Consider the following 16611-nt stretch of genomic DNA (forward strand, 5'->3'; position numbering starts at 1 on the left):
GGCGCGCCCGGGTCGGCCGATGGAGTTAGGCGCTGGACGGTTCGCGGCGCGTGTCCACCATGAGGGCGACTGCCAGGCCGGTCACGGCGAGGGCGAGTGCGGGCACGACCGCGAGACGAGGGGCGGCGACCAGCAGTGGCGTGGCCTCGCTCACCATGCCGCCCCAGTCGGTGTCGGGCGGGGGCAACCCGATGCCGAGGAAGCTCAGTGACGTGACCGCGATCAGCGTTCTGGCGAAGTCCGCGGTGGCGACCGTCAGGACGGGGCCGGCGATATGCGGGGCGATGGTGCGCCGCAGCAGGTAGAGCGGGGACGCGCCGATGGCCCGCACGGCCAGCACGTAGTCGGCGGAGGCCACGCGCCGGGTGGCCGTGCGGGCGACGAGGCTGCAGTTCACCCAGCCGAGCGGCACGAGGGCGACCAGGACGGTGACGTACCCGGGTCGCAGCACGCCCGCCAGCGTGAGCGCCAGCGTGAGCCCCGGCAGAGCGAGCGCCATCGTGGCGGCGAAGCGCAGCAGCCGGTCGATCAGCCCACCAGCCAGTCCCGCCGCCGCGCCGAACGTGGCGCCGAGTGCCGTGGTGACCGCTGTGACGGCCAGCGCGAACAGCAGGGACGAACGCCCGGCCGAGGCCGTCCTGGTGAGGAGGTCACGGCCGAGTTGGTCGGTGCCGAGCCAGTGATCCGCCCCAGGCGGCAGCAGGACGCGCTCCAGGTCGGGAACACGCGGATCGTACCCCGACACCATCGGCGTGAGCAGGCAGAACAGCACGATCAGCGTGAACAGCACGATGCCGGCGCGGCCCCTCATCGGCGGCGCACCCGCGGATCGGTGACCGCCAGGCAGAGCTCGATCAGGGCCAGGAGTAACACGGTCGTGACCGCGATGACCAGCACGTACGCCTGCACGATGGGCAGGTCGCGTTGCCTGATCGCCGACATCGCGAGCTGCCCCATGCCTGGCCAGGCGAACAGCGTCTCCACCACCACCGCACCGGCCAGCAACTCCGCGAGCACCATGCCCGTTGCCGTGATGGCGTTCGGCGCGGCCGCGCGCAGCGCGTGCACCGTGATCACGCGCCATGGCCGCAGCCCCTTGGCGGTGGCGAGCTTGATGAAGGGCAGCCGTAAGGCTTTGGCGAGGTCGGCCCGCAGCAGTCGCAGCAACGTCGCGGCTCCCGCCAAACCGAGGGTGAGGGCGGGCAGCACCACAGCGTCGGGGCCGCCGTCCCCGCCCGTGGGCAGCGCGCGCAAGCCGACAGCCACCACGCTGATCAGCAGGATCCCCACGATGTAGGGCGGGACGCCGGTGATCGCCACCGTCACGAGCGCGATGGCGCGGCTGTCAAGCGCGCGCGGCCTGAACGCTGCCCTGATCGAGACGAGCGCGGCGAGCACGACAGCAACCAGCGCCGCCGCTCCCGCCAGCCGCAGTGTCGCCGGAACTCGGGAGAGGATCTCCGTGATCACCGGAGACCGATCCGTGTAGGAGCGGCCGAAGTCGCCACGGAGCACCCCGAGCAGCCATTGCAGATACTGGGTGAACATCGGCTGGTCGAGACCGAGTTCGGCACGCAGCGCCGTGACACTGCGCGCCGTCGGCTGGATGCCGCCGCGGCGCAGGATCTCCTCTGCCGGGTCACCCGGCGCCAGCGAGGTCAGCAGGAAGACCAGCACCGACAAGGTCAGCAGCGTGAACAGGAGCTCCGCGATGCGCCGCAGGATGGTGGCCGTCACTTCAGGGGAGCCAGCTTACCCAGGTCCACCACGTAGGCCACGCTCTGCGTTACTCCGCTGACCTTGCTGCCGGTCACGATGGGATTGTCCTGGTAGGCCAGCGGGATCATCGGGCGGTCGGTGGCGAGCAGTCGCTGAATCCGGTGGTACAGGTCGCGACGAGCAGCCGGGTGCGTCTGCGTCGCGGCCTGGTCGATGAGCTCGTCGAATTCGGCGTTGCGGTAGCCGAGCCTGCGCTCGACGTTCCAGGACGCGTCGGAGCGCAGGAACCGGCGGAACAGGTAGTCGGCGTCGCCGTTGGGCACGCTGTACGCGCTGAGGAAGATGTCGTAGTCCCCTGCCTCCATCACGGACTTAGTGGCCTCTGCCACGGTCACCTTCACGGGCAGGCCCGCCTTCTCCAAGGTCGCGCGCAGCACCTCGGCGATGTCGGTGTACGGGAACTGGCCGGTCTCAGCGGAGGAGATCAGGATGTTGACCGGCTCGGCAGGCGCCCCCGCGGTGGCGACCAGCTCGCGGGCCTTGCCGGGATCGTACCCTGTGGTGATGTCGGGGTCGGCGAGGTCGCCGAAGACCGGCGACAGGAACCCCGCACCCGCCCTGGCCGTGCCCGCGAGCAGCGTGCCGGCGACGGCCTGCCGGTCGATCGCCAGATCGGCCGCCTCACGCAGGCGGGCATCGGAGAACGGCTTACGCGTGGCGTTGAATGTGAGGTAGTGCGTCAGCACCGACGGGCTGCGTAGGACCCGGAAGCCGCTGTCGCCGCTCACCGCGGCGACCTGTCCCGGCAGCAGCGCGCCCTTGTCGATCAACCCGTCGACCTCGCCGGCGCGCAACGCCGCGGCCCGGGCGTTGGCGTCCGGGATCACCTTGATCACGATCTTCTTGTAGGCGGGGGCTGTGCCGTGGTAGTGCGGGTTCGCGGCGAGCACCGCTTCCTGTCCCTTGGTCCAGTCCACCAGCGTGTACGGCCCCGTACCCACCGGCTTGCCGGCGAAGTCGCCCGAGGAGGTGAACGCCTTCGGCGACTGGACCATGCTGTAGAAGCCCGCCAGCCTGCTCGGCAGGTCCGCGACGGGCTCTTTCAGGATGAACGCCACCTTGCCGTTCTCGGCGCGGACGTCGCCGAGCTTGCCGTACGCCACCTCCATGCCGGCATCGAGGCTGAAGAACGCCGACTGGCGGGGCGCGATCCGCAGGAACCGCTTGATGTTGGCGACCACCGATTCGGCGGTCAGCGGTGTCCCGTCGCTGAACTTGACGCCGTCGCGCAGCGTGAACGTCCAGCGCCGTCCTCGGTCCGCGCCGGCCCAGGAGGCGGCCAGTGCCGGGACGGGCCGCAGCTTGTCGTCCACGCTCACCAGGGGTTCCCACACCCCTAACGTCTGGTGTGTGAAGTACGGATCCTGGGGACCGGCGACCAGGTCCCGTGGGGCCGCCAGGGTGAGCTGCTCCCCGCCCGGCCCTGCGGGCTCTTGGCCACCACACCCCGAGAGGGCCACCCCCAAGAGCACCATCAGCATGATCGCGGCTCGTCTTCGCACCCTGATCTCCCATCAAGTTCTGAACAGGATGCAAACGATAACCATAATCACATTTGACTGGAAGGTGGGGCCCTCTATCAGCAGTCGACGAGTTCCGGTTTCTGGTTGAGGATCTGTGCTCTTGGCGTGATGAAGTCGCGCAGGGCCTCGGTGGCGGTCGGGTCGAACACGGCGACGCGGTGGCAGTTCTGGAACGCGAGCCGCACCCCGAAGTGCCGTTCGAGTGCGCCGCGCATGGCGTCGCTTGCGAGGCAGCGCAGGAGCTGGCCGCGAGCGGCCTCGTCGGGTGGAGGCGTCTGGTTGTCCGCGAATACGACGCCCGTCTTGTCGCGCTGCTCGACCAGCTCGCTGATCACCGACCAGGCGTAGGGCAGCGATTCCCGGACGCATGCGACGAACGCCGCGTCGTCCACCCCACCGGCTCTGGCCTGGTCGAGAAGATCGTTCGGAACGGTCAGTGACATGCTTCCTCCCAAAACGAATCAATCAGACATTAGGCATGGCCGGCTCCCGCTCTCCATTGGCCGAGTGGAGACAGTGCTGGGATCTATCGCTACCGGATTGTGTGCGGGCGCCGGCCGGCCACCTGGAGGTCGCCTTCGCGGCAGCCGCACGGTTCGCCAAGCTCGCCTGCGTGCGCCAGCTCATGTCGGTCATCATCGGTGGATGCGGATAGGCGTCTTCCTCATCGCCGCGCAGTTTCCCGGCCAGGATCCGACCCGGATACTGCCGGATACGATCGAGCTCGTTGTGGCGGCGGAGCGGGCGGGCTTCGACGACGCTTGGATCGCCGAGCACCACTTCATGTCCTACGGCGTCTGCCCTTCGGCCACCACACTGGCGGCGGTCGCCATCGGGCGGACGGCCCGCATCGGGCTCGGCACCGCGGTCAGCGTGCTGTCCACCCGTCACCCCGTCGCCCTGGCGGAGGAGGCGGCCATGCTGCACCACCTGTCAGGCGGCCGGTTCACGCTCGGCGTGGGCCGCGGCGGCCCGTGGGTCGATCTGGAGGTGTTCGGCACCGGCCTGGACCGTCTGGAACGCGGCTTCGCCGAATCCCTCGATGTCCTTACAGCGGCTCTCTCAGGCGATCAGGTGTCGGCGGACGGGGAGTTCTTCCGCTTCAGGCAGGTCCCGATGGTGCCCGCCGCCAGGCTCCGTCCCGTCGTGGCCTGCACATCGGACGACACGGTGGCCCTGGCGGCGGCGCGGAACCTGTCGATGCTGCTGGGCATGCACATCGGCGACGCCCAGAAAGCCGCCGTCATCACCGCCTACCAGGCCCGTGGAGGCACCAGAACCGACCACGTGGCAGCCGCACTCGCCCACGTGGCCGACTCGACCGAGCAGGCGATCGGGCATCTCGAAGGGACCCTGCCCGCCTGGCTGACACCCGGCCTGGCCGGCTACGTGCCGGTGGACGGCCGCCTACGACCCCAGCGTGAGGTGGGCGACTACGTCACCTTCCTCACCCGGACCCATCCGGTCGGCTCCCCGGACCACTGCGTGGACTCCATCATCCGCACAGCGCAGACGACAGGAGTGAAACACCTGATCCTCATGGTCGAAGGGACCGGCGACCACAGCCGCACCGTCGAGAACATCCAACGGCTGGGGGCGGAGGTACTGCCGCGGGTCAAAGCCTCTGGTCGTGTGTGAGAGCGGACCGGCCACCGGAGGAAGGCCTCTGGCAGGCCACCAGCTGGGGCTTCTGGTTGAGGGCCTGTGCCCCGAGGGGGCAGGAGCAGCATGAGGCTCTGTGACAGCCGATGCACAGCAGTTCCCTACTGATCCACGGCGAGCGAGATGGAAGAAGGCGTCGTGTGAGCGTTATTCGTACGGCTCCGCGGGCTGGTCGATTTTCGTGACGTCGGTTGCGGACATGTCGGGGATCACGTAGCCGTTGGGGATCTTGCCCTTCCATGGGATCCACTCGCCGGTGACCTGGACCCAGGAGTTCTCCCTTGGTGCGGGGACGCCCTGGACCGCGACCTTCAGGGCGAGGGCGTCGGCGGCGCAGCAGCTGATCTGCATTCTGGTGACGTACCAGCGATTCTTCTTCTTGGAAGGCACCACGAAGCCGGTCAGCTTGACTTGCCGGCCCGCGAGCGAGGTGCCGGCCGGGTCGTACGCGCGCCCGATGAACTCGCCGAGCGCCAGCTCGGGCACGCTGTCGGAGAGCTGCCGGTAGGCCACGGGGGTGGGCGGGCGCGGCGCGGGCGCGTCGTCCTCGCTCCCTGCCGCGAACGAGCCCAACGCGGGGGGCGCGACCAGCACGATGGCGAACACGGGCACGGCCAGCAGCCACGCCACTCGCGGCCCATGCCCATGCCCATGGTCGTGGCCGTGTCCCTGGCCGTTGTCGTGCGCGGGCTCGCTGTGGTTGCGCCACTGCCGGACGAAAGCCACCAGAGCGAGGCCCACCAGCACCGCCCCGGCTCCGATGAGCAGGGGCCGGAAGCCCGGTTTGACGTAGTTGACGTACGTTCCGGAGAAGACGGAGATGTTCAGCAGCGCTCCGCCGAGGATCAGCAGCATCAGGCTCTGCGTCTGGCGTTTCACAGCAGCACCCATCCCGTGATGAAGCTGACGCCGATCGCCAGCGTCAGCGTCAGCGGCACGAAGCGCCAGACGAAGGCCCGCCCGAACGTCCCCGCCTGCAACGCGATCAGTTTCAGGTCGACCATCGGCCCCACCACCAGGAAGGCGAGCTTGGCCGTGGGGGAGAAGGCGGTCAGCGAGGCGGCCACGAACGCGTCGGCCTCCGAGCAGATCGACAGCAGCACCGCCAGCAGCGCCAGCACCAGCACCGACACCACCGGAACACCGGCCACGGAGGTGAGCCATGAGCGGGGGACCACCACGTTCAGCGTCGCCGCGGTCAGCCCGCCGATGACCAGGAACCCGCCGGTATGCAGCAGGTCGTGGCACATCGAGTCCACGAAGGCGCCCCCCTTGCTCTGCCCGGGCGCCGCCGTACGGCGAGGCACCGGCAGCCACTCGCTCCGCCCGAACCGCGCCCAGATCCAACCGGCCAGCACCGCCACAGCCAGCGAGGCTCCGAACCGCGCGACCACCATCTCCGGATTGCCGGGAAAGGCCACCGCGGTGGCCACCAGCACGACCGGATTGATCGCCGGCGAGGCGAGCAGAAACGCCAACGCCGCGGCCGGCTCCACACCCCGCGCCATCAATCCCGAGGCCACCGGCACCGAGGCACATTCACACCCGGGCAGCACCGCGCCCGCCACCCCGGCCACCGGCACCGCCGCGTAGGTCTTGCGCGGCAGAGCCCTGGTCCAGAACGAGGCGGGCACGAACGCGGTGATCGCCGCCGACAACGCCACCCCGAACACCAGGAACGGCAACGCCTGCACGCACACCGCGACGAAGATGGTGGCCCACGTCTGCAGCGCCGGCGCCGTCAGATACGGCGCCAGCAGAACCCGGCCCGCCACAAGGAGCGCGACCAGGAAAACGAACGACCACGGCAGCCACGACTCACGGGCAGGCCTGCGCCCCCACGTGTCCGGCGGCAGCTGATCCTCTGCCCCGGCCCAGTCCACCGGGGTTTCCTGCGCCATCGGCCCTCCCTGCCCGGTGTCCGGTACTACCGGTACGCGGCAGCAGAGTAGCGCGTTTTGTCGCGGTTTTCGCTGGAAGCCGGATGCGGGGCCGTCAGACATGGGGCCGGGGTTCTTGCGAGAAGCCTGGCCTGGTCATCCCGTGCGTGCGATGCCTTCCTGGCTGATGGCGTACATGCCGAGGTTCGCCGGGCCGATGCTGTCCAGGCTCAGGCCGAGCTCGTCCACCTCTGCCCGTAGCCGCTCCTGGCCGAGTAGCCACCAGTCGTAGCTGACCCCCACCTCGTCCACCAACTGGCCGTCCTGGTAGGTGCGATAGGTCATAGTCATGTGCCAGGTGAGCCGGTCGGGTCCGGCGGGCTCGGCCTGGCCTCAGCCCTCGTACGCGCGTCGCCCGACCTGCACCTCAGCGCCACGGAACTCTGGGGCCGGCACCGGCTCGCCCGGCGGCTGCAGGTTTAGCACCGCCCGGCCACCCGGCATGAGCCGTTCGGCCAGCAGCCGCCAGATCTGCCGCCGCTCGCCGGGGTCGAAGTGGCCGATGATGTTCATCGCGACGACGGCCCCCAGATGTTCCGGCAGCACGGCCTCCAGGAGCCCTTCTGGGAGCACCGTGACGCGTTGGTGCAGTTCCCGGGTTTTGTAATGCATGGCGCGCCGGTCAAGGCGACGGAGGTTGCTGGGTCACTGGTACGGCTGTTCGGGCTTGGGGATCGACCGTACGCCGGTGGCGTTGAGCACGGGCGTCTGGTCCGGCTTGATCTTGACCCAGGTGCCGCTCACCTCGACCCACGAGTCGGCCGCCGGTTGCGGCGCGCCGAGCACCGCCACCTTCAACGCGTACGCGTCCGCCGCGCAGCAGTTGATGTGCATGCGCGTCACGTACCAGCGGTCCTTCTTCTTCGACGGTGTGACGAAGCCGGTCATCCGCAGGGTCTTGCCCGCGAGGGTCTTGTCGTCCTCCCAGGATCTGGACATGTACTCACCGAGGAGCAGGTCGACCGGCTTGCCTTTGGGCTTGACCGAGGTGACCTTCGCGGGCGGAGGTAGTGGGGCCGCGGCTTCCGCCTCGGTTTCCGTACGGCTGGCGGCGAAGGACCCGAGCGCGGGCGGAGCGATCATGACGACCGCGACCGCCGGCAGGCAGAGCAGCCAGGCCACGCGCGGGCCGCCATGGTGGTGGCCGTGCCCTGGCCGGAACCGGGGGATCTCCTGGATCAGCCCGACGAGCCCGACCAGCACGATGACCGCCCCGGCCGCGATGAGGAAGGGGCGGAAACCGGGCTTGACGTAGTTCACGTACTCGGTGGAGAAAGCGGAGATCTGTAGCAGCACGCCGCCGAGCAGGGCGAGCACGAGATTCTGGGACAGACGGCTCACAGCAGGATCCCTCCCACTACGGCGCTCACGGTGACGGCGAGCACGAACGTGAGCGGCACGAACCGGACCGCGAACGCTCTCCCGAACGTCCCCGCCTGCAGGGCGATCAGCTTCAGGTCCACCATCGGCCCCACCACGAGGAACGTCAGCTTGGCCGTCGGCGAGAACGCGGTCAGCGAGGCGGCCACGAACGCGTCGGCCTCCGAACAGATCGACAGCAGCACCGCCAGCGCCGCGAGGACCAGGATCGCCAACCACGGAACATCAGCCACCGTGGTCAGCCACTCCCGGGGCACCGTCACATTCAGCGTCGCCGCGGCCAGACCGCCGACTATGAGGAACCCGCCCGCGTGCAACAGATCGTGCCGCATCGCCTCGACGAACGAGGAGTGCTCATGCCGTCGGATCCGCAGCAACTCGGTCCGGCCGAACCGCAGCCACAGCCACCCCGCCGCGACGGCCACGACCAGCGAGGCGGTGAACCGGGCCACCACCATCAGCGGCTCGCCCGGAAACGCCACCGCGGTCGCGACCAGCACGACAGGGTTGATCGCCGGCGAGGAGAGCAGAAAGGCCAGCGCCGCCGCGGGCGTCACGCCCCGCGATATCAGCCCCGAGGCGACGGGGACGGACGCGCACTCGCAGCCGGGCAGCACGGCCCCGGCGATCCCCGCCACGGGCACCGCCACCGCCGGACGCTTGGGCAGCGCCTTGGTCCAGAACGAGGCGGGTACGAAAGCGGAGATCGCTGCGGACAGCGCGACGCCGAAGACCAGGAAAGGCAGCGCCTGGACGCAGATGGCGACGAAGACCGTCGCCCACGTCTGCAACGCGGGCGAGGCCGACTGAGGACCGAACAGCAGGCGGCCGGCCAGCAACGCCACAATGATGACCAAAAACAGCCAGGGCACGGCGACGCGCGTCCGCTGCGTGCCATGGGCCTCGGGGCCGGGTGGTGCCTCAAGAGTCTGGGGAGAAGGCATGGGCGCCATGCTGTCAGCGACTATGCCCGCCTTGCAGCCATATCGGAACTCACGCCGCTGTGCCAAGCACCTCGCTTTTGCGAAGCGTGTACTCGGTGCTCGTGGGCGGTGCCCGCATGGCGTGGCATTCGCTGGTTGGGGTTGTGACCCGCGCAGGTTCAGGCGCGTCGCTGAGCGTAGCGTGATCCGCGGCTTTTTGCAGTGGCAGGGCTCATAGCGGGATCTCGAAGTGGAGGGTCTGGAAGCGGGACGGGTCTCCGTCGCGGTCGTCGTGGATCGGGACGGCGATGGATCTCCAGAAGGGCTCGGCGTCCTGGACGCGGGTGTCGGTGTGCAGGTAGACGCGGGTGTAGCCGGGAGTGGACGCGACGTAGGTGCATGCTCGCTTCACCAGTTCCCGTGCGAGGCCACGGCGGCGGTGCGCGGGGCGTACGTAGACGCGAAACAGTTGGGCGGTGCTGCCTGAGGGAAATCGTTCGGCGAGCCAAGCCGGGTGCGGGGGGCTTTTCGGTCCCACGGCCCGCACTCCGGTCGTGCCCACGACCTCGTCGCCGTGGACGGCGACGAACAGCGTGTGCCGGGGTGTTTCGAGGTAGGCGCCTTCCAGGTCGATCACGTCGTGGTGCCATTCCGGGCGGTAGCCGTAGCCGAATTCCCGGTAGAAGGTGTCGAGCATGAGGCTGCGGGCGCCGTCGAGGTCTTCGGGGCGGGCTGGGCGGACGTCATAGGGCATGGGAAGACTCCTCTGGTGGCTGGGTGAAGGGGTGGAAGGGGCGGCGGAGCACCTGATCCGCCGGGCCGTGTTCGATCAGGCGGCCCTCGTGGATGATCGCGATCCGGTCGGCGATGCGTGCGGCCATGGGCAGGTCGTGGGTGATGACGATCAGGGTCAGGTCGAGATCGGTGAGCAGGTCGAGGACCTCCGCCTGGGTGATGGGGTCCAGCCCGGAGGTGATCTCGTCGCAGATCAGCACGTCCGGATGGGCGAGCAGGGCACGGGCCAGCGCGGCGCGCTGCAGCTCTCCGCCGGACAACCTGTCCGGGCGTCGCCGTGCGGTCTCGCGGTCCAGCCCGAGTGAGGCCAGGGTCTCGAAGGACTCCTCAAGCGCGGTTGGAGCGGCCAGCCCGCGGAGCCGTACAGCGGTCCTGGCGATCTGCTCCGCGACGGCCCGCCGGGGGTCGAACGAGGCCCGGGCATCCTGGAACACATACTGCACGCCGGCCAGATCGGCGCGGCTCCGGCGGCCTGAGGGCGGCAGCGGACGGCCGGCCAGCCGTACGCTTCCGGACGTCCAGGCACGCAGCCCGGCCACGCAGCGGGCGAGCGTCGTCTTCCCGCTGCCGGAGCGGCCGACGACGGCAAGCCGCTCTCCGCGGGTGACCTCGAGGGTCACCTCCCGCAGAACCTCCGTTCCGAGACCTGTGATCTCCAGGAGCGAAAGCGGTTCTCTGCGGGTCGCGGCTGTGTGGGCCTGAGCGGTGACCAGCGCCTTGGCGTAAGCGCTGCGCGGTCTGTCCAGCACCGAGGGCCCTGACTCCACGACGCGCCCGTCCTTGAGCACGGCGACCTGGTCGGCCAGCTCTCGCGCCAGGTCGAGGTCGTGGGTGAGCAGGACGACGGCGACGCCGAGTGAGGACAGTTCGGCGGCGACCTCGGCCCGGGTGATGGCGTCCTGGCCGGTAGTGGGTTCGTCGGCGATGATGACGGACGGGTCGGCGAGCAGCGTGTGCGCCAGGACCAGCCGCTGCTGCTGCCCGCCGGACAGCTGGTGCGGGAAGCGGCGCAGGAAGCTCCGGTCGTCGGGCAGTCGCGCCTTGTGCAGGGCGTCGGGGACGCCGGTGCCGTGCCGTGCCGCGATCTGGCGGAGCACGCTCCCGATGCGCAGCACCGGGTTGAGCGCGGTGGAGGGGTGCTGCGGGATGAAGCCGACGATTCCGGGCGGCGGGGGTTGCCCGGGTGCGACCTGGTGCCCGGCCACGGTGACCCGGCCGGTGACGTGGGCGCCGGGCGGGTGCTCGCCGAGCAGCGCGAGCGCGGTGGTCGTCTTGCCGCTGCCGGAGGCGCCGACCAGGGCCAGTGTCTTGGCGGCGGGCAGGGTGAAACTGACCCTGTCCACCAGAATCCGGCCGGGGAGTGCGACCGCCAGCCTGTCAACTTCGATCATGATGTGCCCTCTTCAGGATGCGGTCCATGGTGAGGTTCAGCCCGACGGCGAGCATGACGATCAGCAGTGCGGGGGCGAGCACCGCCCACGGGTTGAGGAAGAGCCCGCCCCGGTTGCGGTCGACCATGACCGCCCAGTCGCTGGCGTCCGGCGGCACTCCGACGCCAAGGAAGCTCACGGCGGCGATGAGGTACAGCGATCCGGTCAGACGGGTGCCGGCGTCGGTGACGAGCACGCGGGCCATGGAGGGCGCGACGAATCCGGTGGTGATCCGCCACCGGCTCTCGCCCTGCAGCCGCATGGCCTCCACGGCCGGCCGCGTGGCGATCTCCAGGGCGCAGGCGCGTACCAGGCGGGCGATGTCGGGCAGATGGATCAGCATGACGATCCAGACGAGCGCCCCGTCGGGCGCCAGGGTGGCCACCACGAGGAGCAGCAGCAGCGACGGCACCGCCATGAGCACGTCGAGCGGCCGCATCAGGGTCTCGTCGAGCGCCCGCGGCGTGGTCGCCGCGGCCAGGCCCCACACGGTGCCGAGCAGGTAGGCGCCGCCGGTGGCGAGCACGGCCGTCAGCACCATGGCCTGCCCGCCCAGGAGCACCTGGTGCCATACGTCGCGTCCGACGAAGTCGGTGCCGAGCAGGCCCGAGTCGGCGAACGGGGCGCCACGGACCAGCTCGTCCGGAACGAACCACGGCCCCGCGAGGGCGATGGCCAGGGACACGCCGAGCAGGATGAGCCTCATGCGCGTGGCGCCAATCGGAAAGCGGCGACGTCGGCGAGCAGATTGATCAGGATGGTCGTGGCGGCGAACAGCAGCGCGAGTCCCTGCAGGACGGGCAGGTCCCGCTGGCCGACCGCGTCGGCCAGGGCGCTGCCCAGCCCGGGGACCACGAAGACGGCCTCCACGACGATGACGCCGCCGAGCAGCCAGTCGACGGTCCGGGTCAGGTGCTGTACGGCGGGGGCGAGCGCGTTGGGCAGTGCGTGCGCGAACCAGCCGATGCCCAGACGCCGGGCGTGCTGCACGTACGGTGAGGCCAGCACGTCGATCATCGCGGAGCGGACGAGCCGCCCGGTGGAACAGACAGGCCGGACCAGGAGCACCACGACCGGCAGGACGAGGGCGGCGGCGGTGAGCCCGCCGAGCCCGGTCGGGGGCAGCCACGCCAGGGCCACCCCGAAGATCGTCACCAGGACGATGGCCAGTGCGAACTCCGGGACCGCGTAGAGCGCGGTGCTGACCGCGGTCAACGCCTGGTCGAGCCGGCTCCCCTCGCGCAGCGCGGCCGCCACGCCGAGCAGGACCGACAGCGGAACCAGGAGCAGCACGGTGAGCCCGGCCAGCACGGCGGTGGGAGTCAGTGCGTCCAGCACGATCTCGGCGACCGGGCGGCCGGAGACGAGTGACGCGCCGAGGTCGCCCCGCGCCAGATTGGCGGCCCACGTGGCGAAGCGCTCCGCGAAGGGCCGGTCCAGGCCGAGCTCGGCGCGGATCTGCGCGATCCGCGCGGGATCCGGCTGATCGCCGGCCAGCACCACCGCGGCGTCGCCCGGCAGCGCCTCCACCATGACGAAAACCAGGAAGGCGACGCCGGCGATCTGCAGGAGGCCCACGGCCAGCCGCCGGGCGGCGTAGCGGGTCAGGTTCAACCCAGTTTCGCCTTGTCGAACCGCGCCCAGTCCAGGGTGTTGGTGGGCGCCGCCTGAACCCCGCTCACCTTCGGCGACGTCGCGACGATCCAGTCGGCGAAGCCCCACACCAGCAGCCCGCCCTCGGCGTGTAGCGTCTGCTGCATCTTCAGGTAGGCGGCCTCCCGGTCAGCGGCGTTCCGGGCAGAGACTGCCGTCTCATAGAGCGCGTCGAACTCCGGCCGCGCCCACTTCGTGGCGTTGGTCGTCGAGGTGGACAGTAGCCGCTGCGCGATGTGGGTCTCGATCGGCATGGCCCCGGAGCGGAAGCTGGCGATGGATCCCTTGGCGAGGATGTCCGCCCAGTAGGTGTCCTTGCTGCCGTTGACGATGGTGGCCTTCAGCCCGGCGGCGCGCAGTTGGTCGGCGAATACCGTTGCGGCCTCGACGAAGCCGGCCGCGGCGGCGGAGGTGGTCAGCTCAACAGTGAGGCCGTCCGCTCCCGCTTTCCTGATGAGCGCTTTGGCCTTGTCGAGGTCGGGTGTGCGCTGTGGGGTGTCGGAGGCGTAGTGCAGGTAGCCCTTGCCGAACAGGTCGTTGCCGATCTGCCCGGAGCCGGGCATGACGGTGTCGACCAGCTGCTGCCGGTCGGTGAGCAGGAACAGCGCCTCGCGCAGATCTCTGTTGTCGAACGGGGCGCGGTCCACTTTCATGGCGAAGGCCTGCATCGCGCTGTTGGGGGCGCGGATGATCGTGACGCGGCCCTCGTGCTGGCGTGCGGTGGCCGGGGTGAGGTCGTGCGCGTACTCGACCTGCCCGCCCAGCAGCGCGTTGACCCGCGCGGACTCCTCGTTGGCGATGAGGAACTCCAGCTCCTCGATGGACGGGGCGCCCTCCCAGTAGTCCGGGTTGCGCTTGAGCAGCACGGAGCTGCCCGGCTTCCAGGACACGAAGGAGAACGGGCCGGAGCCGACCGGCTTGCTGAAGTCCTGGGTTCCCTCGGGGACGATGTAGGTGCCGAACGCGGCCAGCACGTTGGGGAACTCGGCGAACGGCCGCTTGAGCCGGAACTCGACCGTGCGGTCGTCGACGGAGCGGCTGTTGGGCAGGTCGATGAGCGCGAGGCTGGACTTGGCGCGAAAGGTCTTGCCGGGATCGGTGATCCGGGCGTAGCTGGCCAGCACGTCCTGGGCCCGTACCGGCCGGCCGTCGTGGAATCGCGCCTGCCGCAGGGTGACGCGCCAGAGCGTGAAGTCGGCGTTCGGCTCCCACTTCTCGGCCAGGCGGGGCTGCGGGGAGACGTCCGGGCCGAGGTCGGCGAGCTTGTCGTAGAGGGCCTTGGCGCGGGCGGCCTCGTTGAACAGATTGGCCAGGTGCGGGTCCAGCACCTCGGTGGCGCCGCCGCCGGCGAACACGGCGCGCAGCCTCCCTCCGGAGCCACCAGAGGAGCCGGTGCCGGTGCCGCACCCGGTGAGCAGGGCGGCGCTGGCGGTCAGGCCGAGGAAGCCACGACGGGTCAGATGATCATGCATGGTGAGAGTCCTTCACGAGGCAGGGGACGAGATGGAGTCGGTCGGCGGGCAGGGGCGGGCCGTCGCGCGAGGCTCTGGCTGGTCGAACAGAGGGGGACAGTCGGTGAGGACGTTCATGCCGGTGCCGTCGTACGCCGTTCCTGGACCAGCACGGCAGCCGCGCAGGCCAGTCCGATGGCCACGCACACCGCGGGCCCGGCCGCGCCCGCCCAGCCGATCAGCGCGGTGCTAGCGGCGGCGATCACCCCGGACACCAGGTAGAACATGCCGAAGTAGGTGCCGGTCAGTGACTCGCCGCCGAACTGGCCGATCCGCTCGTACACGAACGGCTGCGCCATCATCACGCCGAAGGCCAGCGCCAGCACCGCCCCCAGTACCGGTACGAGTCCCGGCAGCACGGCGGGCGCGAGGAACCCGGCCCCCATCACAGCCAGCCCCAGCGCCATCGCGCGGGCTCGGCTCGTTGCCGCCTCAAGCCACTTGGTGATCCGCATCTGGAAAAGCAGGGTCGCCACGGTGGAGACCAGGAACAGAAGCGCAACCGAGCCAGGCGTACCGGTCGCCTGCTCCGCGGCCAGCGGCAGTACTAGGTAGAGCTGGTTCTGCAGGGCGTACATACCGCTGAGGGCCAGGATGAAGGCAAGGAAACGCCGGTCGCCCAGGCACCGCCGCCAGTCGCCCAGTACGGAGGAGCCGCTGGGCGGCACTTCGCGTGCGGGCAGAACGAGTGCCTGAGCGGCGGTCAGCACTGCGAAGATCCCTGCGGCGGCAAGCGCGGCGGCCTGGAAGTCCACCAGCAGCAACACACCACCCAGCACCGGCCCGCACAGTGCTCCCGCCTGGGCGAATACGTTGAACAACGCGAACGCCTTGGCCTTGTCGGGAGCATCGACGGCGATGTACGCGCGAACGGCCGGATTGAACAAGGCTCCGGCCAGCCCACTGAGCACGGCGGCCGCCAGCAGCAGCGGCACCGTGACGCCGAACGCGAACAGAGCGAACCCGACGACGCGCACCGCACACCCGGCGATGATCACCCACCGGGCGCCGAACCGGTCGGCCGCAGAGCCTCCGACGAGGAACAGCCCCTGCTGGCTGAGGTTGCGCACCCCCAGGATGACACCGGTCACTGCGGCGGACAGGCCAAGATCCTTGGTGAAATGAGTGGCGAGGTAGGGGACCAGCAGGTAGAAGCCGGTGTTGACGCCGAACTGGTTGACCAGCAGCAGTCGCACGGCCCAGGAAAGCTCTCTCACGCCGTCCCGACCACCATGCCCACCAGCCAGATCCCTGACAAGCCGGCGCCGAGCTTGGTCGCGCCCTTCGGGAGGAGACCTGTGATCTGCCAGCTGTCAGTGTCGTTGTCGATCACCGCGCCCTGCCGGCCATCGGCGAACGTGGGCAACCGTTCGACGTCACCGGTGGCGAGGGTGATCGTACGGATAGAGGCCGGTGCGGCCTGCCTCTTGGCGGGGGCCGACGGCTCCTCCGCGATCGCCGGGCTGACAAGCAGCGCTGCGGCCGTGCACCCCGCCACGACTGGCTGAGCCGCTCTCGCGACTGATCTCACGTACGTTCCTCTCCACGGATGACTGCATAGCCACCCAAATCCACCACTGCGGACAGCACGGATCATTCTGGAGGAAACGATAACGATTTTCAAATTGCTTTGCTAGGGCTCATGATCTGCTACTGCTCGATCGGCTCCGCCGTCACGTCCGGGAGATCGTTTGTGAGGGCGCAGACATGAGCGGTCACCGCCAAATGAGACCGTCACCGGGCCCCGACGGAACGGCCGGATACCCGGTGACCAGGTCAGCTCAATGGACTCTGATCAATCCCTGCCTGTAGGCGCGGATGAGCGGCCGTGGCACACGTAGTTCTCGGCCGTTCACGATCGAGTGGCTTCGATGTCCATGCCGAGGGCACACCCCCGCGCCCCCCGTTTAGAGCAGACGTCTAAGAGCTGTTTCTTAGATCTGCTGACTAATTGTGGTGATGTTGTCACGATTGGTGTATGGGTCGTGGTGATTTAACGAACGCAGAATGGGAAC

At 69.6% G+C, this 16611-nt stretch carries 18 protein-coding genes; 1 reads left to right on the plus strand and 17 read right to left on the minus strand.

What is annotated here, in order from left to right:
- Positions 1-25 precede the first annotated feature (25 nt).
- From ACGFNP_RS52060 to ACGFNP_RS52075, 4 genes are all read right to left on the minus strand, one after another.
- Positions 26-811, minus strand: coding sequence for an ABC transporter permease (locus ACGFNP_RS52060; protein ID WP_393331102.1), 786 nt, complete (start codon positions 809-811; stop codon positions 26-28).
- Entirely contained in the window at positions 808-1737 is a 930-nt protein-coding gene (locus ACGFNP_RS52065) for an ABC transporter permease (protein ID WP_393331105.1), read from the minus strand. The genes ACGFNP_RS52060 and ACGFNP_RS52065 overlap by 4 nt, the downstream gene beginning before the upstream one ends.
- Entirely contained in the window at positions 1734-3281 is a 1548-nt protein-coding gene (locus tag ACGFNP_RS52070; protein WP_393331108.1) for an ABC transporter substrate-binding protein, read from the minus strand. Before ACGFNP_RS52070 ends, ACGFNP_RS52065 begins: the two co-directional genes overlap by 4 nt.
- A 77-nt stretch (positions 3282-3358) precedes the next feature.
- Positions 3359-3745 carry an SCO5389 family protein gene (locus tag ACGFNP_RS52075; protein WP_393331111.1) on the minus strand — a complete coding sequence of 129 codons (387 nt, stop codon included), beginning with the start codon at positions 3743-3745 and terminating at the stop codon, positions 3359-3361.
- 202 nt (positions 3746-3947) lie between these two features.
- Between ACGFNP_RS52075 and ACGFNP_RS52080 the strand changes: the two genes are divergently transcribed.
- The gene (locus ACGFNP_RS52080) at positions 3948-4940 is read left to right on the plus strand and encodes an LLM class flavin-dependent oxidoreductase (RefSeq protein WP_393331114.1); all 993 of its coding nucleotides are present in this window, start codon (positions 3948-3950) and stop codon (positions 4938-4940) included.
- 171 nt (positions 4941-5111) lie between these two features.
- On the opposite strand, the gene ACGFNP_RS52085 is transcribed toward ACGFNP_RS52080, so the two are convergent.
- The 13 genes from ACGFNP_RS52085 to ACGFNP_RS52145 form a co-directional block, all read right to left on the minus strand.
- Entirely contained in the window at positions 5112-5843 is a 732-nt protein-coding gene (locus ACGFNP_RS52085; RefSeq protein WP_393331117.1) for a TIGR03943 family putative permease subunit, read from the minus strand.
- Entirely contained in the window at positions 5840-6865 is a 1026-nt protein-coding gene (locus ACGFNP_RS52090; RefSeq protein WP_393331120.1) for a permease, read from the minus strand. The genes ACGFNP_RS52085 and ACGFNP_RS52090 overlap by 4 nt, the downstream gene beginning before the upstream one ends.
- Positions 6866-7000: 135 nt before the next feature.
- Positions 7001-7189 carry a hypothetical protein gene (locus ACGFNP_RS52095; protein ID WP_393331122.1) on the minus strand — a complete coding sequence of 63 codons (189 nt, stop codon included), beginning with the start codon at positions 7187-7189 and terminating at the stop codon, positions 7001-7003.
- Positions 7190-7237: 48 nt separating this feature from the next.
- A complete protein-coding gene (locus ACGFNP_RS52100) occupies positions 7238-7516 on the minus strand; it encodes a hypothetical protein (protein WP_393331124.1) in 279 nt (92 codons plus the stop codon).
- Positions 7517-7549: 33 nt separating this feature from the next.
- On the minus strand, positions 7550-8245 hold the full coding sequence (locus ACGFNP_RS52105) for a TIGR03943 family putative permease subunit (RefSeq protein WP_393331126.1): 696 nt from the start codon (positions 8243-8245) through the stop codon (positions 7550-7552).
- Positions 8242-9228 (minus strand): permease, encoded by a 987-nt coding sequence (locus tag ACGFNP_RS52110; RefSeq protein WP_393331129.1) that lies wholly within the window; start codon positions 9226-9228, stop codon positions 8242-8244. Before ACGFNP_RS52110 ends, ACGFNP_RS52105 begins: the two co-directional genes overlap by 4 nt.
- 211 nt (positions 9229-9439) lie before the next feature.
- Positions 9440-9961 carry a GNAT family N-acetyltransferase gene (locus ACGFNP_RS52115; RefSeq protein WP_393331131.1) on the minus strand — a complete coding sequence of 174 codons (522 nt, stop codon included), beginning with the start codon at positions 9959-9961 and terminating at the stop codon, positions 9440-9442.
- Positions 9951-11393, minus strand: a complete 1443-nt coding sequence (locus ACGFNP_RS52120) for an ABC transporter ATP-binding protein (RefSeq protein WP_393331134.1) — start codon at positions 11391-11393, stop codon at positions 9951-9953. Before ACGFNP_RS52120 ends, ACGFNP_RS52115 begins: the two co-directional genes overlap by 11 nt.
- Positions 11380-12138, minus strand: a complete 759-nt coding sequence (locus ACGFNP_RS52125; RefSeq protein ID WP_393331137.1) for an ABC transporter permease — start codon at positions 12136-12138, stop codon at positions 11380-11382. Before ACGFNP_RS52125 ends, ACGFNP_RS52120 begins: the two co-directional genes overlap by 14 nt.
- On the minus strand, positions 12135-13046 hold the full coding sequence (locus tag ACGFNP_RS52130) for an ABC transporter permease (protein WP_393331139.1): 912 nt from the start codon (positions 13044-13046) through the stop codon (positions 12135-12137). Before ACGFNP_RS52130 ends, ACGFNP_RS52125 begins: the two co-directional genes overlap by 4 nt.
- On the minus strand, positions 13043-14557 hold the full coding sequence (locus tag ACGFNP_RS52135) for an ABC transporter substrate-binding protein (RefSeq protein WP_393331141.1): 1515 nt from the start codon (positions 14555-14557) through the stop codon (positions 13043-13045). The genes ACGFNP_RS52130 and ACGFNP_RS52135 overlap by 4 nt, the downstream gene beginning before the upstream one ends.
- A gap of 113 nt (positions 14558-14670) precedes the next feature.
- On the minus strand, positions 14671-15813 hold the full coding sequence (locus ACGFNP_RS52140) for an MFS transporter (protein ID WP_393331144.1): 1143 nt from the start codon (positions 15811-15813) through the stop codon (positions 14671-14673).
- Positions 15810-16127: a hypothetical protein gene (locus tag ACGFNP_RS52145; protein WP_393331147.1), complete on the minus strand. Its 318-nt coding sequence runs from the start codon at positions 16125-16127 to the stop codon at positions 15810-15812. Before ACGFNP_RS52145 ends, ACGFNP_RS52140 begins: the two co-directional genes overlap by 4 nt.
- Between the last annotated feature and the right edge of the window lie 484 nt (positions 16128-16611).

Source organism: Nonomuraea sp. NPDC049269, assembly GCF_043197155.1.
In the GTDB taxonomy this organism is placed as follows: domain Bacteria; phylum Actinomycetota; class Actinomycetes; order Streptosporangiales; family Streptosporangiaceae; genus Nonomuraea.